Raw genomic sequence first — 25,261 nt, forward strand, 5'->3', positions numbered from 1 at the left:
CCTTGAGCAGCACGGCCTCGTCGATGGGCTCGTCCTCGTCCTCGAGGAAGAGCATCGCATCCGAGGCGACGCCGTGCTTGTCGGCCAAGAGGCCCTTGAGGATGGCGAAGGTGGCGTCGGGCTCGAGCTCGATGTGCGCGATCTCGCCGACACCCTCGCCCTGGTAGAACAGGTCGATGGACTTCATGTGTCTGCACTCCGGGGATCGAAGTGCGAGGCCCTAGTGCCTGTCTCCGTCCCTTTGCTCAGTTGATCGACGGCGGAGCAGGAACCCGGAAAGGCGACGGCGCGGACTCTAGTCGAGCGTGAGGGGGCCTGGCGGCGTCGCGGCGCAGACGAAGAAGTGCGGGCAGCGCGGGCACGTCACGACGTCCACCTCGGTCGGGAAGGCGCCGCCGGCGATGCCGGCCAGCATCCCGTCGCTCTTCTTCTTGCGGTTGCCGAGCTTGGTAGCGCTGATGGCGACGGCCTCCGCCGTTTCATCGGTCAGATGCAGCGCCTGAACGACCGCGCGACCGCCGAACTGGCTCTCCGCCGCAAGATGATAAAGCGTGTATTCGAGCCGGTCATATTCGTCGCTGCGTTTGTGACCGGTCCGCACCCGGCGAATGACGACCGTGCCATCGGGCAGCTCGGCGAGCTCGTTCGGCTCCACTACCACCCGCCCGTTGGGAAAATCGATCGCAAGAGGCTGCGCCTCGCGAAACCGCCGTCCGGCTCCGGATCTGACCAGTGCTCCGATCAAGCGGGATGCGAGCCGGCGATAGTCCGCTGCAAAGGCGTGATCCGTCGGGCCCCGCGTGCCCCAGATTTTCTCGAATGCGGATTCCGCGTCCGCGACGGTGGGCTCGGCCGTGCGCCGCGTATCGGCAAGCCACCGCAGCAGATCGTAGAGACAGTCATGGGTCCGCGAGAAGGCCGTGGGCTTGCGCGCCCCGCCGAGGCCCAGAACGTGGGTGTAGAAGAACCGGCGCGGACACTTCTCATACGACCCCAGACGGCTGTCCGTGACGGACCAGTCGGCCGGCCAGGCGATCGCGATCGGCTGCGACGTGGACGCGCCTGCCGGCAGCGGAAGAGTCGGTGGATTCGAGATCTCGTCCAGGAGGGTCGCCGGTATCCAACCTAAGAAGGGCGAGGCAGATCGACCGCTCCCATTGCGCTGCTTGCGCGCATGGTAGAGACGCAGGTGCGTTCGGGCGCGCGACAGCGCGACGAAGAAGAGACACTCCTCTTCGTCGTCATGCGCGCGCTTCGCCTCGTCGGCGGGCGAAAGATCGCCGGCACCCTCGACCATGCCGCGCGGTGGCGGACAACGCTGACCACGATTCGAACTCGGAAAGCTTGCGACCGTCAGGCCGGGGATATGGACTGCCTCGAACTCGAGGCCCTTGCTGCCGTGCACCGTCATCAGCCGCACGGCATCCAGATGCAGCGCAGCGGCCGGGACCTGGCGCAGATCGCGCTCCTCGGCCAGCAAGACGAGCTGGCGCACACGGTCCAGCGTCCGCTGGATCGGCAAGCCGCCGCCGACCGGCACTTGTTCGCGGACGAAGTTGAGGAATTGCCAGATGGCGACCGCACGCATCTGTGCGGTGAGGCTGTCCGCCTGGCTAAGCTGTTTTGCAAGGTCCGTCCGGTCGAGCAGGTAGGTGGCCAGGAAATCCCAGGCGCTCGCGTTCGCGCGCAGGCCGGCCAGGTCTGCGGCCAGCCGTTCGACCCCCGCGCGCCCGGCTGTTGACAAGCCCGGCGCGGCCGAGGCCTCCGCGAGGCCGGCAAGCGCTGGCTTGCCAATTGAGCGCAGGTGCCGGGAAACGCAATACGCATCCTGCAGCGAGAGGCCGTAGCGCGGCATCGCGCCGACGCGCACGATGGCGTCGCCAAACGGATCGACGGCCAGGCTCAGCAGGCAGAGCAGATCGCGGACCTCTTCGCGCTCGAAGAGGCTCCCGAGATGGAGGATGGGAATGCCGCGGGCTTCCAGCGCCGCGGCGATCTCATTGAGGCGTCCGTTGGTGCGGCAGAGCACGGCCTGATCGCGCAGCCGCACGCCTGCGCCTTCGAGCTCACGGATGCTCGCCGCCAGGCCCGCGGCCTCATCGTCAAGCGTTTCGAAGCGGCAAATTTCAGGGCGGCTCGGCGCGGCGCCGCGGTCCGCCTCGAGCGCCAGCGCCAGCATGCCGTGGGAGGCGCCCATCCGCGGTGCGACGGCGACGAAGCTGCGGACAATCTGGTCCGTCGAGCGATAATTGACGCCGAGCTGGTCAACCGCTGCGCCCGGATAGTCCCGGCCGAAGCGCACCATGTTCTCCGATGAGGCGCCGCGAAACCGGTAGATCGACTGCCGTGCGTCGCCGACCACCCACAGCCGCTCGCCGTCGCCGGCGACCAGCTTCAGGAGACGGGCGCTGGCGCGATTGACGTCCTGGTATTCATCGACGAGCACGTGACGGTGCCGCAGCTGCACCGCGATGCGCGTGGCTTCGTCCGTTTCGAGGAGGCGCGCCGGGCGCATGATCAGATCGCCGAAATCCACGCCGCCGTGCTTTCGCAGCGCCTGCTCGTAGAGATCATAGATGTCGGCGATCTCGAGACACTTCGCGGCTGCGATGCGCGCCTCCTCGTCGACGGCCTCGGCCGCCATGCCTTGCGCCAGCGCGCGATAGCGCGCCGGATCGGCGAGCTCGTCCTTGGCACGCGAGATGGCCGCGACGATGTCGCGCAGGACCATCGCCGGATCCCAGAGATTGCGATAGTGGACCAGCGGCAGGGTCGGCAGAATTTCTTCGAGAACCGCGATCGCGTCGCTCCGGTCGAAGAGCGCCGGGTTGGGCGTTAGCCCGAGCTTGTCATGGTAGCGGCGGACCAGATCCAAACCGAAGGCGTGGAAGGTGCCGATCCAGAGCTTAGGCGCCGCGTCCGGCGCGGCCGCAATCAGGCGCTCGGAGAGTTCGCCGGCGGCGCGGTTGGAGAATGTCAGGACAAGAATGGCCGCCGGGTCGATACCGTCGGCCAGCAACGACAGCACCCGCTTGACCAAGGTTCGCGTCTTGCCCGTGCCCGGGCCGGCCTGCAGCTGAAACGGTGTGTCGCGGTGTGCGGCAGCGCGATCTTGTGACGGGTCGTGCCTCGGCGTCGCGACGACACCGACGGACGGCTCGCTTTCAATGTCGCCCAAGGGCGGCAAGAGGAGCGCGTCGAACAACTGCTGGCGAACCAGAGGCATGGACAGTTTCGTTCGATCGACGATGGCGCTCGCCGTCATCCCGCGTGAGACATGCAGGTCCCGCGCGACTACGCGCGGGAGGACGAGTTCGCGCGCATAGACATTGGCTTGCAGTTCGCGCCGCTCGCGAGCGCCGTAGTCTTCCACCCGCTGCAATCCGACGGGCGCCGCCTCCGTGCTTCTCGACGGATCGATGTCGCCGCTGGCGCACACCGCCGATCCAGCATGCAGATCGGCGTGTCCGATTTCGTGTGCTACCAACAGTGCACGTGTCGCCGGATCAGGCTCCTGCTCGCAACAGACGGTGCCGCCTTGGTCGTCGTACAGAGCCCGCGCGCCCTTCAGTGCAGGATCGCCGGCAGGAAGCCAGACGACCTGGAGATCGAGCTTGGCGGCGGCGGCCAGAACGAGCGCGAGCGGGTCAAACGGGTCACACCCCTCCGAGACCAGCTGGCCATGAAGCGCTGCGGCCTTGGACCGGATGGGCTCGAAGGCGTCCACGTATCAAAGCTCCAGGAGCGTCTGTTGTTGGGCCTCGGTGAGGCCACAACTTCTGACCGCCTCTTCGAACGTCTGCTGGCCGCCGGCCGACGGTTTGCTTTCGGCCTTGAAGAACTGTCGCGCCGGCGCCGACTGGCTGGCAGCGAAATGCGCAACCACGACCTCGAGTGGTGCTTTCAGCTCCTCGGCGACCCGCCGCTGAAACCCGGACGTCATCGTCCTCGGGTCGATCTGACGATCGCGCAGCTTGCCGACAAACACCGCGTTCGCGTTTAGCCGCTCGGCCAGCGCGCGGAATTCTTGGCGAGGCAGCGCCAAGAACGGATTAGGCGCATCCGCGGAGGTCGCCGGCGCTCGCTTCGCCTCCGTTGCGCGCGCGTCGACCGTCACCGCGTGAAGTCGGTTCTGGAAATGGCTGATCGCGCGGCTCACCGCGGGACTGACCACATTTGGATCGAGCGCCGCCTCGGCCGCCTCGATCACGCGCTCGCCCCGGAGCGCATCGACCGCAAGCGCAATGGCGAATTCGGTCAGCTCCTCGCCGAACTTGGGATAACGCCGCACGATGTCGTCCAGCAGTTTGGCGTCCGGAATGTCCTGAGCGATGGAAAGCGCATAGAACGCGTCCCTTAAGCTGTGCGGATTTGCATTGAGGGTCTGGCTCATAAATCCTCCTTGAAACGCGCGAGCTTCCCCGCAGCACGCGTCAGCCGATTGCGAATGGTGCGTCCGGTGCAGTTGCAGCGCGTCGCCGCCGTCTCCTCATTCGGGTCTTCGGACTCTTCTTTGTAGCCGAGGACATGGACCAGGATGACCGCTTCGCGCTCGTCGGGCGGCAAGGCTTCGATCGCGTTCACGAACGGTTCCCGGAAAGCATCCCACTCCTGGGTCGGAAAGACCTTGAAGGCGTCCGAGACGCGCGCGAACGCATCCTCGTAGGCGTCGGGCTCACCTTCGGCCTCGGACGGCGGGAGCGCGGCCACATCGATGATCTCCTTGCTGCGGCGGGCGGCCCGGCGAACGGCGTCGATCCGAAGAGTCCGAAACGCCTTGTTGAAGCGGCATTCATAGAAGTCGAGCTCGGCGGGATTCTCTCCCAAGCCGTCGAGCACAAAGAGTTCGGTGAGCTCATCCAGGATGTCCTGGCGCAGGCTGGTGGCATCCGGCATGCGGCCGTCAGGAACGGTGACCAAAAGATTGGCCTCGCATCGACTGAGCAGGACCGGCAGCACCGCGCTCATGAGCGCTTGATCCCCAGCCCGACGGCCGTGGCGCAGAAGGTGCACGAGGCATTCTGACCGCAAGTAAGCGGCGTCATTCCTGTCCGTGACCAAGAGTCGGCTCTGCAGATCCGGTAACTTCAGCTGCACCGCCTCATCCACCTGCGCCTCGACAGGTGCAGGTCGGCGGTAGAGCGTCCCGTCCGCTTCGGTTTTCGTTAACGGTCGCGCCATCGTCCCCCCATGCTCTCGCAACAGCGGTCAGACCGGGTGACCTGATGGCCGGCCCGTCACTACCTTGATCGCGTCGTCCTAGGGAACCCGGAAAGGGAATCTACGTCGCCGCACAATTTTTTTTCGCCGCGACCGGCACAGCGCTAGCGAATTGCAGGCTGATCCTAGCGGAAAACGCGCCGGCCGCCCAGCACGACATGTTCTGTTGTTGGCCCATAAACGTCTGATATCCCGTTTGAATTTAACGACACGATTGTCCCCGCTGGCCGAGCCGGCACCGCCCGCGGACGCGAACCAGGCTCAAACCTTGCGAACCGTCCACCCCGTCGGGAACCGCAACTCGGCGTTCGCCGCCGCAATGGGCGTGAATGTCACCTTGAGCGATCGGCCGGGGACCACCATCTCGGCCGACAGCTGCCTGACGAGCGCGTCCAGATCCTTGCGTTCATAGAACCGCTCCGCCTCGGGCACGTCCCATTCCTCGTCTTTCGCCCGCAAGACATCGGCGCCGTCCACGAACACGGCCTCCACCCTATAACCGTCCTTCATTTTCTTGGTCGCGACAGTGACGGCGACCTCGCGGTTCTTGCCCGGCAGCGCATAGAAATCGCCGCGGGCAGCCTGCAGCGCGTCGCTGATGAACCGGAAGCTCTCCTTGGTCTCGGCATATCGCTGCAACTCGAAGAGCTCGTCGAAGTAGCCGTCCTTGATCGCCTCTCGCAGCTCCCCCTTCGGGTTGAAGAATATCTCGAACAACATGCCATCCAGAAGCGCCTTGCGCTTCTCCGGGGGATAGCCGCTCGTCTCGGTGAGGAAGTTCGTGGCGAAAGGGATCGCCGCATTCGCGCCACCACAGGCGGTTTGGTAGATGTTGCGCCCCACGACGAACAGGCTGTCATCCGCCATCTTCGAAGCCGATGCCGCATCAAGCATCTCCAAGGCGTCGTTCTGCGTGTACCAGTTGTGGCTCTTCAGGCCTTGAATGATCCGGTGTGACTTCTTGCTCGTGTCGATGACGAAGAGGCCGTCGGCGAGCGAAGTTTCTTTATATTCCCGGATGACACGGCCGAGGCTCATGTTGAAATAGAACTCCCCCGAGAGCGAGGTGTGCTCCCAGGATGTCTGCTTCCCGCGCGTTTCGGCCGCCACGGTGTTCCGCACCCGCTTGAACATCGTCTCGATCGAGCAATCCGGCGTGTCGATATGCTGCAGCAGTGCGGCGGTATAGGTACCGTTGCGACCTGTGCCGTCTTCGGCGACTTCGCCGGGCGAGGTCGCAAAGCCGATGATCGTGCCTTTCGGGGCGTACACCGAGGCCAAGCCCCGCGTCGATGCATCGCGATGCCAAGCCCGCTCCCACGGGTTGTTACGGCAGGCGTCGAGAATCATGATCTTCATCGAGGCCTGTGACTTCGCCATCGTGTCGATGACCTTATCGAGCGAAAGCGAGCTGTGCTTCGCGTCGAGTTCCGACGAGGTGTCCGTGTCGGTTGCGAGAAGGTAGTTCGTTCCGTCGATCTGCATGCCGTGCCCGGCGAAGAAAAACAGCCCGACGTCATTGGTCGCGAGCAGGTCTTTGAACTCGCGGAGCCTGCGGTCCATGTCGATGCGCGTCGCGTCGGCGCTCGAGACCACATGGAATCCGTAGGACCTGAGCTTCGTCGCCATGTCGTCGGCGTCGTTCACCGGGTTCTTCAGCACGCCGCAATCGCGGTAGGCACCGTTCCCGATCACCAGCGCCGCCATTTTCCGTTTCACCGTCAATTCGAATTCCTCGTCATCCAGATTTCTCGCTTGGCCGCTCCATGGCAGTCCCAATTCTATAATCGCTTCCGGTCCTCCAACCCGGAAAGGCCGTGAGGCAACGACCCTCGGGTGGGGAAGGCCTTCCCCTGCGGCCGAGCCTTTCGTCTCGGCCGACCCCTTCTGCGGGGGAACCCCGCGCCCCGAGAGTGAGAGTGCAGACGGGGGTTTCGTGACGGGCTGGAGGCCGAGAGAGAGGCTCCCGGCTGGCCCGTCATGGAGATTCTGCCATGACTCAGATAAGCACGCTCGCCGGGCAAGACGCCTTCGGCGCCCCGCCGGTTTCAGCCGGCTATAAGGTCGACATCTCGCGCGGCGAACGGATCGGGCGCGTGTCGTCCGAGTGGTTCTCGCGACCCGGCGACGAGCGCTACCTTTCGCTCAGCGAGCTCTACGCTGCCGTTCGTGCACGTGCTGATCGAGCCAGCGCCCGCACCGTGGAGACCCGGGCCCTTCGCATCGAAGCAAGTCGCGACGACGCCGAGCGCCTGGCGTTGATAGTCCCGGGCCGCGACGAAGCCATCGCGCCGACACACTGGTCATTTGGTCAGATGTGCAGCCTGGTCGGCGCCCCGGCCAGCTATATGCGGCAGCTTCCCGCGCCGCTTGCCGGAATCAACATGCAGCACGGATTGCTCTCGCACCGGGCCTTATCCTGACTCTGTGATCCTGTCTCAGAATCATGCATTGGAGGCGCCTCACCACGGCTCCGGTGAAGCTCTTCAGACGTCCGGGTCAAGCGTTCCCGCAGCGTAGCGAGGACAACGCTTGACGCGGCGGCGGCACGACAAGCTGTTCATGGGGTGCAGGCTAAGTCCTGCACCCCTGCCACGCGGCGAGCGGGAGAGCGCGAGGGGAACCCCTCGCATTCTAAACAATGAAGTTGCGCCGAAGGCGCTCCGCTTGGGTATCGTGCGTGCATTTGTATTTTACCGATCTTGACACTATTTCGCGTCCGCTTTTCCTTGATGACCTTGCAGTGAGCCTCGCGCCCGGTGCGCTCGACGCGGTCGAGCGCACCGGGCTGATTCACGGCATGCCGTTCATCCTGATGGATGACGGCAGCTACGATCTCGCTCTCAACCGGTTCTTTCGTGCCTGTCCTGCTATGGGAGCGCGATCGCCGAACACGTGGCGCTCCTACGCCCGCGACATTCTCGTCTGGGCGCGCTTTCTTGTCGAACGGCGCGGCGGCAAGACGGTCTGGCAGGCCGGCCGCGACGATGTCCTGGCCTTTCACCGGGCGCGTCGGCTGTCGGCAGCTCCCTACCGCATCTCGGCTGCGAGCTGGAACCGGAGCGTTGCCGCGCTCGACAAGCTCTATCGCTGGGCTGTCGAGGAAGGAATCATTGCGATCTCGCCCTTCAGCTACGGCGCCACCCTTCGCAGGGCCGGCGGTAGCCGCGCAGTGCTCGCTGTGACGACGAACCGTGCCCGCGAGCGCGCCGCGCGGCGCCACGATACCCGTTACATCGATCTTGGCCGCTACCTGCTGTTCCGCGAGGTGGGATTGCGCGGCCGGCTTCCCGACGGCTCGGAGGACGCGACGTGGCGCGGCCGCAACGGCGAGCGCAATGCGTTGTTTGCCGAGCTTCTCGTCACGACCGGCCTGCGGCTGACAGAGGCCGGCAGTCTGCTGCTGAGTGAGCTGCCGCGCCTGACCGATCCCGAATCGCGCTCGGTGCCGTTCGATCTCCCCGGTCCGATCGCCAAGGGCGGACGACCACGGCGCATCCGCGTTCCCCGCCGGGTACTGAGATTGATCGGCGACTATGTCGATCTCGAGCGCACGGTCTCTGCCGCGCGCTCAGAGCCTTCGGTGTCCGATCCGCTCTGGCTGATGCTGGAGGACGGGAAGGCAACAGACGCGGCGGGCAAGCGTGTCCGGCTCGACCGTCTGACGCTGGGCGAACGCCGCCGCGTGCTGGTCGGCACGCCCGGCCAGGCGCAGCATGCCTTGCTCTGGCTGACTGAAGGCGGCAAGCCCGTGCCCTCGGCGACTTGGGAAGCTGCCTTTCGGCGGGCCTGCACCCGCTGCCGCCGTTTCGGCATCGAGGTCGAGGTGACGCCACACACGCTGCGGCACACCTTCGCCGTCAACATGCTCTCCATGCTGATCCGCGAGCAGATCGGATCCGTGTTCGATCCGCAGGACCAGCACGGCGCAGCCTATCGGCGGATTCTCGGCGATCCTCTGCAGAAGCTCCAGCACCTGCTGGGGCATGCGAGTATCACCAGCACCTACATCTATCTCGACAGCCTCGCCGAGGCGCAGGAGCTGGTCGAGGCCGCCGCGGATCGCTGGGCCGAAGACACGGCTGGCGGCGCGGCATGACCGCCGCGGCGGCTCCATCGGTGCGGCGGCCGGGTCGCCGCGCCCTCTTTCCCGAGGCGCTGCCCGATCCCGAGGGCGAGGCCGCCGCTGCGATCGCATCGCTGCGCTTTACCGTCACGCTGGCGGATCGCAGCAAGACGATCGACCTGACGATGCTCGCCGGCCGCAAGGCATTGGCGCGGACCTTTGCCGGCGCGCTCTGGCGCGCCTGCCAGGTCGGTGGTCCGGCCGGCTCGATCTCGACGGCCTACGCCTATGCCAATGCGCTCAAGACATTTTGGCGCTATCTCGATTCCGCCGGATCGCACGTCGCCCGTCTCTCCGACGTCAGTGCCGTCTGCATCGACGGCTTCGATTCCTGGATGGAGGGGAGCGGCCTGCATCCCAATCACCGCCTGCACCGCATGAGCAAGGTGCTCAACCTGCTGCGGCTTGCCGAGGCCGCGGAGCCCAGCCACCTGCCGCCCGATGCCTCACGCCGGCTGATGTACACGAGCGATCGGCCCGGCGTGCGCGCCAGGCCGCGCGATGCCTATGGCGATGATGTCGCCGCGGCATTGCGGAAGGCGGCGCGCACCGATCTCGCCGCCATCATCCGCCGCTTGGGCGAGGCCGATCGTATTCCGGCGGTCGAGGATTCCGATCGGAGCAAGGCGCTGGCAGCAACCCACAAACAGGTAATGGAAGTGATCGACGCGGAAGGCGTCATCGGGCACAGGCACCCTCTCTTCAAGCGACTCTACACGCTCCGCCGCGAGAGTGGCCTGCCGAACGATCGCCTGATCCACGATCTGCATGGCCGCCGGCATCTCATCGCCGCCGATCTCGTGCCGCTCATCGTGCTTATCTCGCTCGACACCGGCATGGAGATCGAAGCGATCAAGGGCTTGCGAGCGGACTGCCTGAAGAACCCGGCGGGCGGCTATGTCGAGATCGAGTATTGCAAGCGTCGGGCGCGCGGCGCCGAGTGGAAGCGGCTGCGTGTGCGCGACGGCGGTTCCTCGACGCCGGGCGGCTTGATCCGCAAGGCGCTGCAGTGGACCGGTCCGGCGAGAAGCCGGCTCGGCGCCGACACGCTCTGGGCGCACTGTGCCTGGGGCCGCCTGACCCCTCGGGTGCTCAGCATGAAGGAGCTCGCGGCTTCATGGACGCGCCGGCACGGCATCCTTGATGAGCGGGGCCAACGCCTTCGCCTCAATCTGACGCGCCTGCGCAAGACGCATAAGGCGGCATGGTACCGGCGCACGGGCGGCCAGCTCGACCGCTTCGCCGTCGGCCACACTGTCGCGGTCGCGGCCGACCACTACGCCGACATTCCCGCGCTTCGTCATCTGCACGAGGCGACAATTGCCGACGCCATGACCGATGCGCTCGACGCCGCGTTCCCCCCCTGTGTCCTGTCGTCGGAGGAGGAAGCGGCCGTCCAGACCGATCCCGACAAGGCGACCGGCCTTCCCGTTGTCGGCGCCGCCGCGGTCAAGGCGCTGTTCGGCGGCGAGCAGGACGTCTGGCTCGCCAGTTGCGGCGGCTTCTACAACAGCCCGTTCGGCTCGGAGGGAGAGGCCTGTCCGTCCCCCTTCTGGGGGTGTCTCGAATGCAGCAATGCCGTGGTCACCGCCCGCAAGGTGCCCGCGCTCCTGGCCTTCCTCAACTTCATCCGGGCGCAGCGGCAGGTGCTGAGCGAAGCCGACTGGATCGCCAAGTTCGGCCGGGTTCACGGACGCATCGCCGAACAGATTCTGCCCCGGTTCGCCGACGCCGAGATCGAGGAAGCCCGTCGGATTGGGTCATCGGACCCCGCGCTCCTCTACCTGCCGCCCGAAGCGAGAGCGCCATGATGCCGGCACCGATCAAGCTGCCGCAGCACGCGTCGCTGCCTTCGGCCATTTATGGCAACGACGAGCCCGTGCTTGCCGGCGTGGCGGTCAGGGACGATGCCGACCGCACGCGACTTCCGCGCTTCGGTGACGATCTTTGGGACCTGGGCGCCGCCATTTTCCGGGTGAACGCCCGCTACAGCAATTACCGGCTGAACCTCGCCCGCATCGCCGATCCCGTCACGCGGCGGCTGGCGAAGGAGTACGTGATCGCCCGCCTGCGCATCCATGTGCCGGGATATCGGGCGCCCTGCGGCGCGACCTCGGCGATCCGCCTGCTGCGCTACATCCAGCATTTCGCCGCGTTCCTCCGCGCAAGGACTGGCGCCGTCGATCTCAGCCGGATCGATCAGGCGCTGCTCGACGCCTATCTGGCGTATGCCCGTGACGGCGGACGGCGAACGCCTCACGAGACGGTGAAGTATGTCGAGGTGCCGATCGACCTGCATCACCTGGCGCCATGGCTAACCGGCGGCGGCATCGGTTTCCTGCCGTGGCGTGGACGTGCGGCGCACCGCGTTGCCGGCCGGCCGCCAGCGCCCGCCGAGAACGCCACGCCGCGCATTCCCGAGCCGGTCATCGGCGCCATGCTGCGCTGGGCGCTCAAGTATGTCGAGGTCTATGCGCCCGATATCCTCGCGGCGCGGGCCGAGCTTGACGCTCTCGAAGCCCGCTGCGCCCGATTGATGGCGCGGGACGCGCGGGCCGGACGGGCCGTGGCCAAGAACTATCGCGCCCGCGTGGCCAAGTGGCTCGACGTGCGCCGGGCCATGGGCCGAGGCGTGCCGATCTGGGAGCACGCGCCCAATGTGGCCCGCCGCATCGACCCGCTCACCGGCGAAGAGACCCCGCCCTACAATCTCCATCTGATGCGCCTTCACGCCGGCGCTCCGCAGAGCGGCCGCATCAGCCAGTCCGAGCCGACTGCACGACTGATCGAGAAGGCAGCCGCCGAGCTCGGAACCGAGATCGGCGGGCTCGATACGCCGATCTCGATCGATCCGGACACCGGACTGCCATGGCGCGAGCGCTTCGACGGCCTCAGCCTCGCCCGCGAAGAACGGATGTTGCAGGGCGCCTGCTATCTCGTCTGCGCCTACCTCACCGGCATGCGCGACAGCGAGGTGCAGGCGATGCAGCCGGGTTGCGTGTCGCCGGTGCGCAGCGCCGACGGCCTGGTCGAGCGGTACCGGCTGCGCAGCACGGTGTACAAGCGCCATGGCGCGCGCGGCGTCACGGCCGACTGGATCACGATCGAGCCCGTCGCTCGCGCCGTCGCGGTGATGGAGGTTCTCTCGGCACGCAATCGCCGAGAGAAGGAACTGTCATCCTTGTGGGTGGCGCTGAAGGACTGGCCCTGGAGCAACGATCATCTCGGGATGGGTGCAACGCCGACACTCAACCTTTTCCGCGAGGGCCTCGACACGCGCTCGGAGGCCGCGCCGGCGATTCCGCGCATCGGCGACGAGCCTTGGAAGTTTACGACCCGGCAGCTCCGACGCACGATCGCCTGGTACATCGCCAACCGGCCGTTCGGCACGGTCGCCGGCAAGATCCAGTACAAGCACGCCTCGGTCGCCATGTTCGAAGGCTATGCCGGATCGGCGCAGGCCGACTTCCGCTTGGCGATCGAGCGCGAACGTGCACTCGGCCAGCTCGACGACATTGTCGCCCATTACGAGGCCTATCTTCGCCGTGAAGGCCCGGCGGGACCGGGTGCTGCGCGACTGCGACGCGAGTTCGGCCGCGTGCAGGAGGAACTTGGCGATCTTCCCGGCCGGATCTTGGACCGCAAGCGGCTGCGCACCATGGTTGCCCATCTCGGGCGGACCCTGCATGTCGGTTTCCTCAACGACTGCCTGTTCGATGCAGCGACCGCGCTCTGCCTCACCGGCGCGCCAGATGCCGAGCGGACGGCGCCGGCCCTATCGCGCTGCAGCCCCGACCGGTGCCCGAACGCCTGCCTGACCGCCCGGCACCGCGAACCGTGGCAGGCCTCGATCGTCGAGGGCGAAGCGCTTCTGGCCGACCGGCGTCTATCGCCGCTGCAGCGCACGGCGATCCTGCGGGACAACGAGCGCAAGTGCCGGCTGATCGCGCCTCTCATGGACGGTGACGCATGACCGCGCTCGGGCCGAAGAGCCAAGCGGCGCTAAGGGCTGCCATGAAGCGGTTGCTCGACGGCCGCCCTGAACGCACCGACGGGGCGCTGACCGTCGCCAACCTGGCGCGCGAGGCCGGCGTCAGCCGAGCGACGGCGAACCGGGCCGGCGATCTTCTCGCCGAGCTCCGCGCGGCCGAAGCCCGCCTGCGGCGATCGTCGCCCAGGGCCCTCAAGGAACGCATCCATGCTCTGGAAGCGGAACTACGCGCCGTGCGTGGTGCCGAGATGGCGGAGCTGCGGGCGCTCACCCGGACGCTCGCGCAGCACATCCAGATGCTGACGTTGCAGCTCGCCGAGCGAGATGCCGTCATCGAAGGTCTGCGAGCGGAGCTGTCTCGATCCGTGGACGCCAGGGTCGTCCCGTTGCGGCGTCCGCCTCTGGACGGCACCGGCTGACAGCCGCGCTTCATCCTGACCGGTCCAGGCGCCGCTCGCCGGTCATGGCTGCCTCCCGTGCTCGCCCGTCGAGGCAGGGCTCGGGTTGTGGCAGACGCTGCCGGCCCATCAACCCTGTTCCGCACCAGCACCGAGAACAGGGTGTGACGGCCCGGCTTCCCGCGTCTGCCCCTGCCGCCTCGCCCTCGACGGAGAGGGCGAACACAGGAGGCAGCCATGACCACCGATCGCACACCCCAGCCCCGGAACGACATCTACGAGCGTGTCACCAGCCAGATCATCGCCGCCATCGAGGCCGGCGCCGACCAGTACCGGATGCCCTGGCACCACGACGGATCGGCCATCACTACGCCCGTCAACGTCGCCTCGCGCAAGGCCTATCGTGGCGTCAACGTCATCGCACTCTGGGCCGCCGCGCACGCCGCCGGCTTTCCCGCCGGCATCTGGGGCACCTATCGCCAGTGGCAGGCGCTCGGCGCCCAGGTCCGCAAGGGCGAGCGCGGGCACCTCGTCGTGTTCTGGAAGACCGTCGATCGCCACGGCAAGGCAGACGTACAGGACGGCGACGAGGATCGCGACGAGCCCGCCCGGCGCATGTTCGCCCGCGGCTACACGGTCTTCAACTGCGCGCAGGTCGACGGCTACACGCCGCCCGAGATACCGGTGCTACCCGAGGCCGAGCGCATCGAGCGGGCCGAACGGTTCTGCGCAGCGCTCGGCATCGACATCCGCCACGGCGGATCGCAGGCCTGTTACCGCCCATCCACCGACCACGTGCAGATGCCCGACTTCGCCTGCTTCCGCGATGCCGCAGCCTATTACGCCGTGCTGCTCCACGAATGCGGGCACGCCTCCGGCGCCAGGCATCGCCTCGACCGTGATCTCTCCGGACGGTTCGGCTCGGCCGCCTATGCTATGGAGGAATGCACGGTCGAGCTCCTGAGCGCCATGATCTGCGCCGACCTCCATCTCAGCGTCGAGCCGCGGCCCGACCACGCCAGCTATATCGCCTCCTGGCTCGAGGTGCTTCGCTCCGACAAGCGCGCGATCTTCACCGCCGCAGCCAAGGCGCAGCAGATCGCCGACTGGCTGCACGCCCAGCAGGGCAACGCTTGCCGGAACGACGTCAGGGGCGCCGCATAGGCGCTCCTCGACCCGATCAGTTGACAGTTCGCTCCCGGAACAGCGCCTCAATCAGCGGACATTCCGGCCGCGTGCCGTCGGCGCATTGCGCGACGACGTCCTTGAGCACCCGCTCCATGCGCTTCAGGTCAGCGATCTTCGCCCGCACATCGTCGAGATGCGCGGCGGCGACCGCGCTTGCCTCGGCGCAGGGCTGGTCGCGTTCGTCGACCAGGCGCAACAGCTCGCGGATTTCGTCGAGTGAGAAGCCGAGCTCGCGTGCCCGCAGCACAAAGCGAAGGCGCCGCTCGTGCGTCGTGTCGTAGCTGCGGTAGCCGGCCGCCGTGCGCGGTGGCTCGGGCAGGAGCCCGACCTTCTCGTAGTAGCGCACAGTCTCCAGATTGCTGCCCGTCCGCCGGGCGAGCTCAGCCCGCTGCAGGCCCTTCACGCCAGCGTGATCGCGCATCGCAAAAATCCCTCTTGACCCTGTAGTTGCTACAGACCGCATGGTACTGCGCAATGAGGATTTCGGCAAGGAAAGCGAGATCGGACATGGATATATCGCGACCCAGCACGGCGGGCATGACGTCCGCCACGACCGACGTGCTCGCGTCGGACCGAGCCGAAGTCGGACGGCAGCGCCTGGTCGCCGTCGGCGGCATTCTCGGCGCGCTTGCCGCCTCCTCGTGCTGCATCGTCCCGCTCATCCTGTTTAGCCTAGGCATTGGTGGCGCCTGGATCGGCAATCTGACGGCGCTCGCGCCCTACAAGCCGCTCTTCGTCGCCGGGACGACGGGCGTTCTCGGCTACGGCTTCTATCTCGTCTACTGGAAGCCGAGGCGGGCCTGCGCCGAGGATGCTGCCTGCGCGCGCCCGATCCCCAGCCGCATTGTCCAGATCGCGCTCTGGTTTGCGACGGTGCTCGTCGCGGCCGCCTTCGCATTCGACTACGTCGCCCCGCTGCTGCTTTCCGCCTGACACCAAGAGGAGACCCGTCCCATGAAGAAGAGTTTGAGTGCTCTTGCTTTGATCATGTCGGTGATGACCGCGCCTGCCGTGTTCGCTACCGAACGCACAGTCACCTTCGCCATCGACAACATGACCTGCGCCTCCTGCCCCTACATCGTGAAGACCTCGATGGCGGCGGTCCCCGGGGTCTCGACGGTGGCCGTCTCGTTCGAAGCCAAGACCGCGACCGTGACCTTCGACGACGCGCAGACGACCCCGGATGCCATCGCGGCCGCCAGCATGAATGCCGGCTATCCGGCCCGCCCGACGCAGGAGCAAGGCAGTTGACATGCATGACCGCGCCCTGATCCGCACCGGCGCCGCAGGCGCCATTGTCGTTGCGATCTGCTGCGCGGCGCCACTCCTTGCCGTGCCCCCGCCGCTGGCCGGCCTCGGCGCGTGGTTGACGGGTTCGGGTCTGGTCGTGCTTTCCCTGATCGCCGCGGGCCTCGGGCTTGTCGCCTGCGGCATCCATCATCGCCGTGCAAAGGTCGTCTGTTCCAACACGAAGATTCTGAATGAAGGCCTGAAGCCATGAACGATTGCTGCACATCCTCCGCGTCCCGCGACAAGGCGACGGTTTCTACATCCGCAACGGTGCCGAGCTTGGCCGTGCGGCCGGGTGTGACGTTTCCGGACTGGTCGGTGGTTTCGTCACCCGTGGTGAAGGAGGCCCTGCTGGCCATGGTCGGCTCCGACCATGTGCTCAACCGCTGGAGCGGCTACGAGGCGGCCACGGATCGCGTGCGCGTTGCGTTGCTACAGCTCTACGCCGAACACGGGCGAGCCCCGACCCCAAGCGCGCTTGCCAAGCGTGCGGGGCTGAGCGAGGAAGCCGTCCGTGCGCTGCTCGAAGAGCTCCGCCGTCGCGACCTCGTCGTACTCGATGGCGACATGATTGTCGGCGCGTATCCCTTCACCGACCGCGACACCGGCCACCGGGTCACACTGGACGGACGCACTCTTACTGCGATGTGCGCGGTCGACGCGCTCGGCATCGGCGCTATGACCGACCAAGACATCTCGATCGTCTCGCGCTGCCGCCACTGCGGCGCGCCGGTCCGGATCACCACGCAGGAACGGGGCCGGGCTCTGGCCGACGTTGAGCCGACGACGGCCGTCGTATGGCTCAGCGTCCATTACGAAGGCGGATGCGCTGCGAACTCGCTGTGCACTGCAACATCCTTCTTCTGTTCCGACGATCACCTCGCCGCGTGGCGCCGGCAGCGTCCTGCAGACGAGCCGGGATTCCGGCTGTCGATCGAGGAAGCTCTCGAAGCAGGTCGGGCGATCTTCGGGCCCAGCCTTGCCGGAATCGGCACAATCGCCGGCCACGGCAACAACGCGGCCGAGACACAAGGTGAGCCTCAATCGTCGGGCGATACGGCATCGCCGGACAGGCCCGTGACGCATCGGCGCCTTGGCACGAATGGCCGCAACAATGGTTCCTACGACCTTGCCATCATCGGCGCCGGCTCGGCCGGCTTCTCGGCCGCGATCACGGCAGCCGATCAGGGCGCCCAGGTGGCCCTCATCGGCAGCGGCACCATCGGCGGCACCTGCGTCAATATCGGTTGCGTGCCGTCGAAGACGCTGATCCGCGCCGCCGAGACGCTCCACAATGCCCGAGCCGCGGCACGTTTCGCCGGCATCACGGCCGAGGCCGAACTGACCGACTGGGGCGGAACCGTCCGTCAGAAGGACGCGCTGGTTTCGGAGCTACGTCAGGCCAAGTACGCCGACCTGCTCCCGGCTTACAACGGCATCGCCTATCGCGAAGGGCCGGCGCGCATCGTGGACGGCGGCGTCCAGGTGGACGGCACGTTTGTCTCAGCCGGCAAGATCATCATCGCGACCGGCGCGCGACCGGCCGTCCCTGTCATCCCCGGCATCGAGACCGTGCCATACCTGACGAGCACGACGGCGCTTGATCTCGAGGCGCTGCCCCGATCTCTGCTCGTGATCGGCGGCGGCTATATCGGGGCCGAACTCGCCCAGATGTTCGCCCGCGCCGGCGTCGAGGTGACGCTGGTGTGCCGCTCGCGTCTCCTTCCGGAGGCCGAACCCGAGATCGGCACGGCGCTGACGGGGTATTTCATGGACGAGAGCATCGCGGTGATTTCCGGCATCACGTACCGGACGATCCGCAAGACCGCGGACGGTGTTGCACTCACTGTCCATCGCGACGGCAAGGACGTCACGATCGACGCCGATCAGGTGCTCGTGGCGACGGGCCGCGCGCCCAATATCGAAGGTCTCGGGCTCGCCGAGCATGGGATCGCTCTCTCGCCGAAGGGCGGCATCTTCGTCGATGACCGCATGCGCACGACAAGATCGGGCGTGTACGCTGCCGGCGACGTCACCGGTCACGATCAGTTCGTCTACATGGCCGCCTACGGTGCCAAGCTCGCGGCGAAGAACGCCCTCAACGGCGACAGCCTGCGCTACGACAACAGTGCCATGCCGGCCATCGTCTTCACCGATCCGCAGGTGGCGAGCGTCGGGCTGACAGAGGCGGCTGCGCGGACCGCCGGCCACGCCGTCCGTGTCTCCACGATCGGTCTCGACCAGGTGCCGCGCGCGATTGCCGCCCGAGACACACGCGGGCTCATCAAGCTCGTCGCCGACGCTGGCAGCGGCCGGCTGCTCGGGGCGCATATCCTCGCACCGGAGGGAGCCGACAGCATCCAGACGGCGGCCCTGGCAATCCGGCACGGCCTCACCGTCGACGACCTCGCGGATACGCTCTTTCCGTATCTCACCACCGTTGAGGGCCTGAAGCTCGCGGCTCTTGCCTTCGACAAGGACGTGGCGAAGCTCTCATGCTGCGCCGGCTGAGCCGTGAAGGCTCGGATGTCGAACGTGACAATGTTGGAGGAGATCTAGTGGCGAAGAGATATGACCTTGCGATCATCGGCACGGGAACGGCTGCGATCGTAACAGCACACAGGGTTCGTGCGGCTGGCTGGAGCGTCGCCGTCGCGGACTTCCGGCCCTTCGGGGGCACCTGCGCCTTGCGCGGTTGCGATCCGAAGAAGATGATGGTCGGCGGCGCCGAGGCGGCTGATCACGCCTGGCGCATGAGCGGACGTGGAATCGAAGGGGACGCGACGCTCGATTGGACGGGACTGATGGCCTTCAAGCGCAGCTTCACCGATCCGGTACCGCAGAAGCGTGAGAAAGCCTTTGCCGACAAAGGGATTCACGCCTTCCACGGTCACGTTCGCTTTATCGGCCCGAATGCGCTCGAGTTCGGAGGAGAGAGGATCGAGGCGGACCGTATCGTGATCGCCGCCGGCGCCGAGGCCGTGCCGCTCGGCATTCCGGGCGAGCAGCACCTGATCACCAATGAAGGCTTCCTGGAACTGGAGAGCCTGCCTGAACGCATCGTCCTTGTCGGCGGCGGTTATATCGCGGCCGAGTTTTCGCACATCGCGGCGCGCGCCGGAGCACAGGTCACAATTCTTCAGCACGGGAAGCGAATGCTCAAGCAATTCGACCCCGATCTCGTCGGCTGGCTGATGGACAAGTTCAGCGAGCGCGGCATCAATGTCCGCACACAGGCAGGGGTGACCGCCATTGAGAAGGTATCAGACGGCTATCGCGTCCGGGCGGACTGTCCTGACGGCGAACTCGATATGGACGCAGATCTGGTCGTCCATGCCGCGGGTCGGGCGCCGGCGCTCGCGACGCTCGATCTCGATGCCGGGAGCGTAAAGCACCATAACGGGCGGCTGGCGTTGAACGGATTTTTGCAAAGCGTCTCCAACCCCGCGGTCTACGCAGCAGGTGATGCCGCCGGCCTAGGACCGCCGCTCACTCCGGTATCAAGCCATGACGCGAAGGTAGTCTCGGCGAACCTGCTCAACGGCAACACGGTCAGGCCTGAATACACAGGCGTTCCGAGTGTCGCCTTCACCATCCCGCCGATCGCAGCCGTCGGCATGAGCGAAGCCAAGGCGCGTGAGAAAGGCCTGAACGTTCGCGTAAAGACCGAGCGCGTGGACGGCTGGTTCACCGCACGCCAGCAGGCCGAGACGGTGTATGGCTTCAAAACGTTGGTCGACGCGGACACTGACCGCATCCTCGGCGCCCATCTTGTCGGTCCGCACGCTGACGAAGTGATCAACATCTTTGCACTGGCGATCAGGCAAGGGCTGACGGCAGAGCAGTTGAAGACCACCATGTTCGCATATCCCAGCGGCGCGTCAGATATCGGCGAGATGCTTTGAGCGTAAGTGAGGTGGTCGACCGGTACGGCCGCGGAGCAGTCTGCACGAAAGAAATCCCTTCACCAGTCGCATTCGGTTCGCTGAGCAGTCGTAAAAACCACGAACCGCAATGCGAAGAGCAGCCCTCCAGATACTCCCGAGTGTCTCACCCGTTCTAAAACCGCGCAACGCCGCCAGATCGGCTGGTTTCGGCTGATGAAAGTCCGCTGAGACAGCTTGACTGTTCAGATAACGCGCCGAGCTGGTGAAGACGTTGGAAGCCGATGACGGGCGGATCGAGCTGCGCGCCGTCACCGGTCCTGACTATGGCCGCATCTGGGACCATGAGCTGGTCGCCGCGGTCATGAAGATCGCCGGTGAAGGGACAGGCGACACTAGGTGGAAGGTGCCGGGCCTGCTCGACTGGTCGACCATGACGCACAACCCGTTCGTCGAAGTGACCAAGGACACCACCACGCTCTATGCCTCCGATCGCGACGTCTTCCTCTTCCTGGTCGATGACGCCCATCCGATCGAGGCCGGCCGCCTGCCCAATGGCGATCCCGATCTCTATTTCCGGGGCTTCTATTGCTGGAATAGCGAGGTCGGCTCGAAGACGCTTGGAATGGCGGCCTTCTATCTCCGCGCGGTTTGCATGAATCGCAACATCTGGGGCGCGGAGGGCCTCGAGGAGATCTCGATCCGCCACAGCAAGTTCGCCAGCCATCGCTTCGCGCATCAGGCGGCGCCGGCGCTGGAACGCTTCGCCACGTCGTCGCCCATGCCGTTTCTGGCCGGGATCAGGGCGGCTCGCGAACAGATCGTCGCCCGCAAAGATGACGATCGCGAAAGCTTCCTGCGCCGCCGCGGCTTCTCACGTCCCGAGACCGAGAAGATCATCGCCACCGTGCTGGAGGAAGAAGGGCGTCCACCAGAGTCGATCTTCGACTTCGTCCAGGGGATCACGGCGCTTGCCCGCACCAAGCCGCATCAGGATTCGCGGCTGGAGCTGGAGGGCAAGGCCGCGAAGCTCCTTTCCAGCGTCCGGTAAACACCGCGAGGCGTGGAGCCGGGTTTGCGGCTTCACGCCTCTACGCCTCTGCGCAGCCCCAACCTCCTAGAGGAAGAGGGCTGCGCTCGCTTCGTGACGGGTTGGAGGCCGAGAGAGAGGCTTTCGGCCGCCCGTCGCGGAGTACATCCCGATGGCTACTGCTGTTAAGAAGATCACCCTGTCCTCGTCGCGGGACATCCCTTTCAACAAGCTGGTGCTGAGCCAGTCCAATGTTCGCCGGATCAAAGCCGGCGTCTCGATCGAGGAGCTGGCGGAGGACATCGCCCGGCGCACGCTCCTGCAGAGCATCACCGTGCGGCCGGGTCGCGATGCCGACGGCGTCGAGACCGGCATGTTCGAGGTTCTGGCCGGCGGCCGTCGCTTCCGCGCGCTCGAACGCCTAGTCAAGCAGAAGCGCTTGGCCAAGACCGCGCCAGTGCCCTGCGTCGTGCGCGACGATGGCATCCCCGAGGAGGACAGCCTCGCCGAGAATGTCCAGCGCGCGCCGCTGCATCCGCTCGATCAGTTCAGGGCCTTCCTGACGCTGCGCGAGAAGGGCCAGTCCGAGGAAGACATCGCCGCGGCCTTCTTCGTCGCCGTATCGGTGGTCAAGCAGCGCCTGCGCCTGGCGTCGGTCTCGCCCAAGCTCCTCGACGTCTATGCCGACGATGGCATGACTCTCGACCAGCTCATGGCGTTCACCGTCAACGGTGACCACGAGCGGCAGGAGCAGGTGTTCGAGCGGCTGAGCCAGTCCTACTCCAAGGAGCCGCACGTCATTCGCCGGATGCTGACCGAGGGTGCGGTGCGAGCTTCGGACAAGCGCGCGCAGTTCATCGGCCTCGACGCCTACACTGAGGCGGGCGGCGTGATTCTGCGCGACCTGTTCCAGGGCGACGACGGCGGCTGGCTGCAGGATGTTGGTCTCCTCGACACGCTGGTGGCCGAGAAGCTTCGGGAGCAGTCCGAGGCGATCCGCGCCGAAGGCTGGAGGTGGATCGATGTCGCGCCCAACTTCGCCTACGGCCACACCTATGGCCTGCGGCAACTGCGCGGCGAGCAGATTCCGCTCACTGACGAGGAGCAGGCGACCCGTGATGCGTTGCAGGCCGAGATGGACGGTCTGGAGGAGACCTACGCTGAAGCCGACGAGTTGCCCGATGAGGTCGATCAGCGGCTCGGCGAGATCGAGACGGCGCTTGCCGCCTTCGACGATCGTCCTCAGGCTTTCGATCCCGACGAGGTCGCGCGTGCTGGCGTATTCGTCAGCATCGACGGCTCGGGGGTCCTGCGCGTCGAACGTGGCTACGTTCGCCCCGAGGATGAGCTTCCGATTGCTTCGGAGGCCGACGTCGAGACCGATCCCGCCGACGAGGATGCGATCGCAGTCCAAGCCGAGGACGACGATGCGAGCGCAGGCGCGGAGTCTCCTGCGGATGAGCCCGAAGAGGACGATGGCATCAAGCCGATTCCCGACCGGCTGATGACCGAGCTGACCGCCCACAGGACTCTAGCCCTTCGCCATACCCTGGGCGAGAATCCCGACATCGCGTTCGTCGCGGCGCTTCATGCCCTGTGCCTCAAGGTATTCTACCGCTACGCACAGGACACCTGCCTGGAGCTCGATGTGAAAAGCGCGGGATTCGGTGCTCAGGCGCCGGGCCTTGCCGACAGCGCGCTCGCCGTCGCTTTCGACACCCGGCATCAGGCTTGGATCTCCGCCCTGCCCAAAGAGCCAGCCGATCTCTGGGACGGGCTCATGTCGTTCGATACCGACAGCCGTCAGGCGCTGTTCGCGCACTGCGTGTCGTTGTCGGTCAACGCGATCTATGAGGCTTACAATCGCAAGCCTCGAGCCCTTGCACACGCCGACCGCATCGCCCAAGCCATCGATCTCGACATGGTCGCCGCCGGTTGGACGCCGACGATCGGCAACTATTTCGGCCGCGTCACCAAGGCCCGCATCCTTGCAGCAGTGCGGGAGGCGAAGGGCGCGCGTGCGGGCGACCGCATCGAGCACCTGAAGAAGGCCGAGATGGCGGAACAGGCCGAGACGCTGTTGGCCGGGTCCGGATGGCTTCCGGAGCCGCTCCGCACGCCTGGTCGCTGCGTGCCGAATGTTGCTGAGTCCGACGTCATTGATTCCGCCGAAGCGGGCGCCGATGCGGCGGGCGCAGAAACGGCGGCGGACGGCGGCGAAACGGTCGTGGTGGAAGATGAGGAAGTGACCGAGGATGTATCGGTCGCGCTCGAACACCACGCCACAGCGGCCGAGTAACGAAGGAGCCAACCGCACCGTCAGGGGCCCGCCAGCGATGGCGGGCCCTTTTTCGTTCCGGAGGACACGATGCCGGACAATGCATCCGATCTGGCGCAACGTCTCGGGCGGCAGGCCGAGGCAGTGTGCCGTCACTATCTTTCGAATGGCCGCCGCGAGGGTCGCTACTGGCTGGTCGGCGATGCCCGCAACACGCCGGGCCGGTCCATGTTCGTCCGCCTGAAAGGCGCCGAGTTCGGCAAGGGCGCTGCGGGCAAATGGAGGGACGCCGCTACCGGCGAGCATGGCGATTTGCTCGACGTCATCCGTGAGAGTCGCGGCCTGCTCGACTTCAAGGATGTCGTCGACGAAGCCCGAGTCTTCCTCAGCCTGCCGCACCCGGACCCCGAGCCGCAATCGAGGCGCCTCGCACCGGCACCGACCGGGTCGGCGGAGGCGGCACGCCGGCTCTTGTCCATGTCACAGCCGATTCCGGGCACTCTCGTGGAGACGTACTTACGTCAACGCGGCATCACGGCTTTGCACGGAACCGGATCGCTGCGCTTTCATCCGCGATGCTATTATCGGCCGGATGAGCATAGCCCGACCGAGAGCTGGCCGGCGATGATCGCATCCGTCACCGATCTCGGCGGCCGGATCACCGGCGCACATCGCACCTGGCTTGCACTCGACGGTAGCGGCAAGGCGCCGATTGACACGCCGCGGCGGGCGATGGGCGATCTGCTCGGCCACGCGGTCCGATTCGGCGTGGCGCGTGACGTGATGGCCGCCGGAGAAGGCATCGAAACGATTCTGTCGCTGCGGATGGCGTCACCCCCTATGCCGATGGCCGCCGCGCTATCGGCCGCGCATCTCGCAGCCATGCTGTTCCCGCCGACGGTCCGCCGACTCTACATCGTGCGTGACGACGATCCGGCCGGTGACGGCGCACGCGACAGTCTGATCGAACGGGCGAACTCTTTTGGGATCGAGGCGATTGTTCTGTCACCCACGCTCGGAGACTTCAACGAGGACCTCAGGCGCATCGGCATCGGTGCACTCTGGGCCAACGTCCGCGGCCAGCTCGCCCCAGAAGATGTCGTGCGTTTCATCGCGACCGATGCGATGTAGTTCCGCCGGGATGCGGCAATAGCGGCGGCGCTGTCAGCACGACCGCCCGACTGGGTTCTCCTTTCGCCGGAGAGACCGCGACCCGGCCTTCGAGAGGGCGATCGGCCGTCAAACGGTCCGACCCGGCAATGGCTGCGCCCGGTTCTTTTCCGCCGGCCCTTCGGGCCTTTGCATCGCGAAGCAAAACAACCGGGCTTCGCCATCCTCCGCTGACGCTTGGGCCCTGCGCTTCGCTCCGGGTGCAGGCCCGGCCCGCCCGACGGCTTTCGTCGCCAGAAGGCCGCGAGGGTCGCGGTCAGACCGACGAAGGAGCATCCCATGACGAGCGATCGCGACGACTTCGAGCCCCATCACGCTTCATCTCCTACCGACCACGTTCTGACCGAACTTCAGCTTTACGGCTTCCGCCCTTTCCAGGACGAACTCGACCCGAGGCCGCTACCCAACGGGAACGCCGTCGCCGGCGCCATCGCTGACATTTTTGACGCCCTGATCGTCACCCTGCAGGACACCCGCCTCGAGCCCGACCTCGACGATCTGCTTTGGTCGACCGTCAATCTTTTCCACCGCGCCACCGACCGGATCGAGCGCGAACTCGACGATAACGAGCAGGCGCAGAGGCGGAGCCAACGGGAGCAGGACGGTTCCGAGGTTAAATCCGTCGACTTGGAACGGCTCACCGCCCAGGGGCAAACGCTGATCGAACGCAGGGACGCGTTCGAGCT

Annotated in this window: 18 protein-coding genes and 3 pseudogenes; 15 read left to right on the plus strand and 6 right to left on the minus strand. The window is 66.3% G+C overall.

What is annotated here, in order from left to right:
• The 5 genes from V7082_RS10435 to V7082_RS10455 form a co-directional block, all read right to left on the minus strand.
• Positions 1–187, minus strand: a 187-nt coding sequence (locus V7082_RS10435; RefSeq protein ID WP_334148266.1) for a hypothetical protein, incomplete at its 3' end; no start/stop codon positions are given.
• 108 nt (positions 188–295) lie between these two features.
• Positions 296–3,727 (minus strand): ATP-dependent DNA helicase, encoded by a 3,432-nt coding sequence (locus V7082_RS10440; RefSeq protein ID WP_334148268.1) that lies wholly within the window; start codon positions 3,725–3,727, stop codon positions 296–298.
• A 3-nt stretch (positions 3,728–3,730) separates the two neighbouring features.
• Complete coding sequence (locus V7082_RS10445; protein WP_334148270.1) at positions 3,731–4,393, minus strand: hypothetical protein; 663 nt, start codon at positions 4,391–4,393, stop codon at positions 3,731–3,733.
• A complete protein-coding gene (locus tag V7082_RS10450; RefSeq protein ID WP_334148272.1) occupies positions 4,390–5,109 on the minus strand; it encodes a hypothetical protein in 720 nt (239 codons plus the stop codon). The genes V7082_RS10445 and V7082_RS10450 overlap by 4 nt, the downstream gene beginning before the upstream one ends.
• 372 nt (positions 5,110–5,481) lie before the next feature.
• Positions 5,482–6,939, minus strand: coding sequence for a caspase family protein (locus V7082_RS10455; protein ID WP_334148274.1), 1,458 nt, complete (start codon positions 6,937–6,939; stop codon positions 5,482–5,484).
• A gap of 275 nt (positions 6,940–7,214) precedes the next feature.
• Here V7082_RS10455 and V7082_RS10460 point away from each other — a divergent pair.
• From V7082_RS10460 to V7082_RS10485, 6 genes and pseudogenes are all read left to right on the plus strand, one after another.
• A pseudogene (locus tag V7082_RS10460) lies at positions 7,215–7,634 on the plus strand (DUF932 domain-containing protein); the annotation flags it as partial.
• Between the two features lie 329 nt (positions 7,635–7,963).
• Positions 7,964–9,319, plus strand: coding sequence for a tyrosine-type recombinase/integrase (locus tag V7082_RS10465; RefSeq protein WP_245283067.1), 1,356 nt, complete (start codon positions 7,964–7,966; stop codon positions 9,317–9,319).
• Positions 9,316–11,157, plus strand: a complete 1,842-nt coding sequence (locus V7082_RS10470; protein WP_012112822.1) for a hypothetical protein — start codon at positions 9,316–9,318, stop codon at positions 11,155–11,157. Before V7082_RS10465 ends, V7082_RS10470 begins: the two co-directional genes overlap by 4 nt.
• On the plus strand, positions 11,154–13,319 hold the full coding sequence (locus V7082_RS10475; protein WP_012112821.1) for a hypothetical protein: 2,166 nt from the start codon (positions 11,154–11,156) through the stop codon (positions 13,317–13,319). The genes V7082_RS10470 and V7082_RS10475 overlap by 4 nt, the downstream gene beginning before the upstream one ends.
• The gene (locus V7082_RS10480) at positions 13,316–13,756 is read left to right on the plus strand and encodes a hypothetical protein (RefSeq protein WP_012112820.1); all 441 of its coding nucleotides are present in this window, start codon (positions 13,316–13,318) and stop codon (positions 13,754–13,756) included. The genes V7082_RS10475 and V7082_RS10480 overlap by 4 nt, the downstream gene beginning before the upstream one ends.
• A 216-nt stretch (positions 13,757–13,972) precedes the next feature.
• Positions 13,973–14,899 carry an ArdC family protein gene (locus V7082_RS10485; protein WP_012112819.1) on the plus strand — a complete coding sequence of 309 codons (927 nt, stop codon included), beginning with the start codon at positions 13,973–13,975 and terminating at the stop codon, positions 14,897–14,899.
• A 16-nt stretch (positions 14,900–14,915) separates the two neighbouring features.
• On the opposite strand, the gene V7082_RS10490 is transcribed toward V7082_RS10485, so the two are convergent.
• Positions 14,916–15,344: a MerR family transcriptional regulator gene (locus tag V7082_RS10490; RefSeq protein WP_012112818.1), complete on the minus strand. Its 429-nt coding sequence runs from the start codon at positions 15,342–15,344 to the stop codon at positions 14,916–14,918.
• Positions 15,345–15,430: 86 nt separating this feature from the next.
• On the opposite strand from V7082_RS10490, the gene V7082_RS10495 reads away from it, so the two are divergent.
• The 9 genes and pseudogenes from V7082_RS10495 to V7082_RS10535 all read left to right on the plus strand — a co-directional run.
• Positions 15,431–15,856, plus strand: a complete 426-nt coding sequence (locus tag V7082_RS10495; protein ID WP_039194744.1) for a mercuric transporter MerT family protein — start codon at positions 15,431–15,433, stop codon at positions 15,854–15,856.
• Between the two features lie 21 nt (positions 15,857–15,877).
• On the plus strand, positions 15,878–16,174 hold the full coding sequence (locus tag V7082_RS10500) for a heavy-metal-associated domain-containing protein (RefSeq protein ID WP_012112816.1): 297 nt from the start codon (positions 15,878–15,880) through the stop codon (positions 16,172–16,174).
• 1 nt (position 16,175) lies between these two features.
• Positions 16,176–16,424 (plus strand): hypothetical protein, encoded by a 249-nt coding sequence (locus tag V7082_RS10505; protein WP_036742955.1) that lies wholly within the window; start codon positions 16,176–16,178, stop codon positions 16,422–16,424.
• The gene (merBA, locus tag V7082_RS10510) at positions 16,421–18,724 is read left to right on the plus strand and encodes a bifunctional organomercurial lyase/mercury(II) reductase MerBA (protein WP_012112815.1); all 2,304 of its coding nucleotides are present in this window, start codon (positions 16,421–16,423) and stop codon (positions 18,722–18,724) included. Before V7082_RS10505 ends, merBA begins: the two co-directional genes overlap by 4 nt.
• Positions 18,709–20,118 carry a dihydrolipoyl dehydrogenase family protein gene (locus tag V7082_RS10515; protein ID WP_246670937.1) on the plus strand — a complete coding sequence of 470 codons (1,410 nt, stop codon included), beginning with the start codon at positions 18,709–18,711 and terminating at the stop codon, positions 20,116–20,118. Before merBA ends, V7082_RS10515 begins: the two co-directional genes overlap by 16 nt.
• 232 nt (positions 20,119–20,350) lie before the next feature.
• Positions 20,351–21,148: pseudogene (locus tag V7082_RS10520) on the plus strand (DUF932 domain-containing protein); the annotation flags it as partial.
• 151 nt (positions 21,149–21,299) lie between these two features.
• On the plus strand, positions 21,300–23,426 hold the full coding sequence (locus V7082_RS10525) for a ParB/RepB/Spo0J family partition protein (RefSeq protein ID WP_334148294.1): 2,127 nt from the start codon (positions 21,300–21,302) through the stop codon (positions 23,424–23,426).
• A gap of 69 nt (positions 23,427–23,495) precedes the next feature.
• On the plus strand, positions 23,496–24,536 hold the full coding sequence (locus V7082_RS10530; protein WP_334148296.1) for a DUF7146 domain-containing protein: 1,041 nt from the start codon (positions 23,496–23,498) through the stop codon (positions 24,534–24,536).
• 318 nt (positions 24,537–24,854) lie between these two features.
• Positions 24,855–25,261: pseudogene (locus V7082_RS10535) on the plus strand (hypothetical protein); the annotation flags it as partial.

Origin of the sequence: Hyphomicrobium sp. (assembly GCF_036833075.1) — a bacterium.
In the GTDB taxonomy this organism is placed as follows: Bacteria; Pseudomonadota; Alphaproteobacteria; order Rhizobiales; family Hyphomicrobiaceae; genus Hyphomicrobium_C.

What these genes read in the sequence shown, in the direction of transcription:
- V7082_RS10445 (WP_334148270.1), bottom strand. Translation starts at nt 4,393, where the DNA reads ATGAGCCAGACCCTCAATGCAAATCCGCACAGCTTAAGGGACGCGTTC.
- V7082_RS10470 (WP_012112822.1), top strand. Translation starts at nt 9,316, where the DNA reads ATGACCGCCGCGGCGGCTCCATCGGTGCGGCGGCCGGGTCGCCGCGCC.
- V7082_RS10475 (WP_012112821.1), top strand. Translation starts at nt 11,154, where the DNA reads ATGATGCCGGCACCGATCAAGCTGCCGCAGCACGCGTCGCTGCCTTCG.
- V7082_RS10480 (WP_012112820.1), top strand. Translation starts at nt 13,316, where the DNA reads ATGACCGCGCTCGGGCCGAAGAGCCAAGCGGCGCTAAGGGCTGCCATG.
- V7082_RS10485 (WP_012112819.1), top strand. Translation starts at nt 13,973, where the DNA reads ATGACCACCGATCGCACACCCCAGCCCCGGAACGACATCTACGAGCGT.
- V7082_RS10490 (WP_012112818.1), bottom strand. Translation starts at nt 15,344, where the DNA reads ATGCGCGATCACGCTGGCGTGAAGGGCCTGCAGCGGGCTGAGCTCGCC.
- V7082_RS10495 (WP_039194744.1), top strand. Translation starts at nt 15,431, where the DNA reads ATGGATATATCGCGACCCAGCACGGCGGGCATGACGTCCGCCACGACC.
- V7082_RS10500 (WP_012112816.1), top strand. Translation starts at nt 15,878, where the DNA reads ATGAAGAAGAGTTTGAGTGCTCTTGCTTTGATCATGTCGGTGATGACC.
- V7082_RS10505 (WP_036742955.1), top strand. Translation starts at nt 16,176, where the DNA reads ATGCATGACCGCGCCCTGATCCGCACCGGCGCCGCAGGCGCCATTGTC.
- merBA (WP_012112815.1), top strand. Translation starts at nt 16,421, where the DNA reads ATGAACGATTGCTGCACATCCTCCGCGTCCCGCGACAAGGCGACGGTT.
- V7082_RS10515 (WP_246670937.1), top strand. Translation starts at nt 18,709, where the DNA reads ATGCTGCGCCGGCTGAGCCGTGAAGGCTCGGATGTCGAACGTGACAAT.
- V7082_RS10525 (WP_334148294.1), top strand. Translation starts at nt 21,300, where the DNA reads ATGGCTACTGCTGTTAAGAAGATCACCCTGTCCTCGTCGCGGGACATC.
- V7082_RS10530 (WP_334148296.1), top strand. Translation starts at nt 23,496, where the DNA reads ATGCCGGACAATGCATCCGATCTGGCGCAACGTCTCGGGCGGCAGGCC.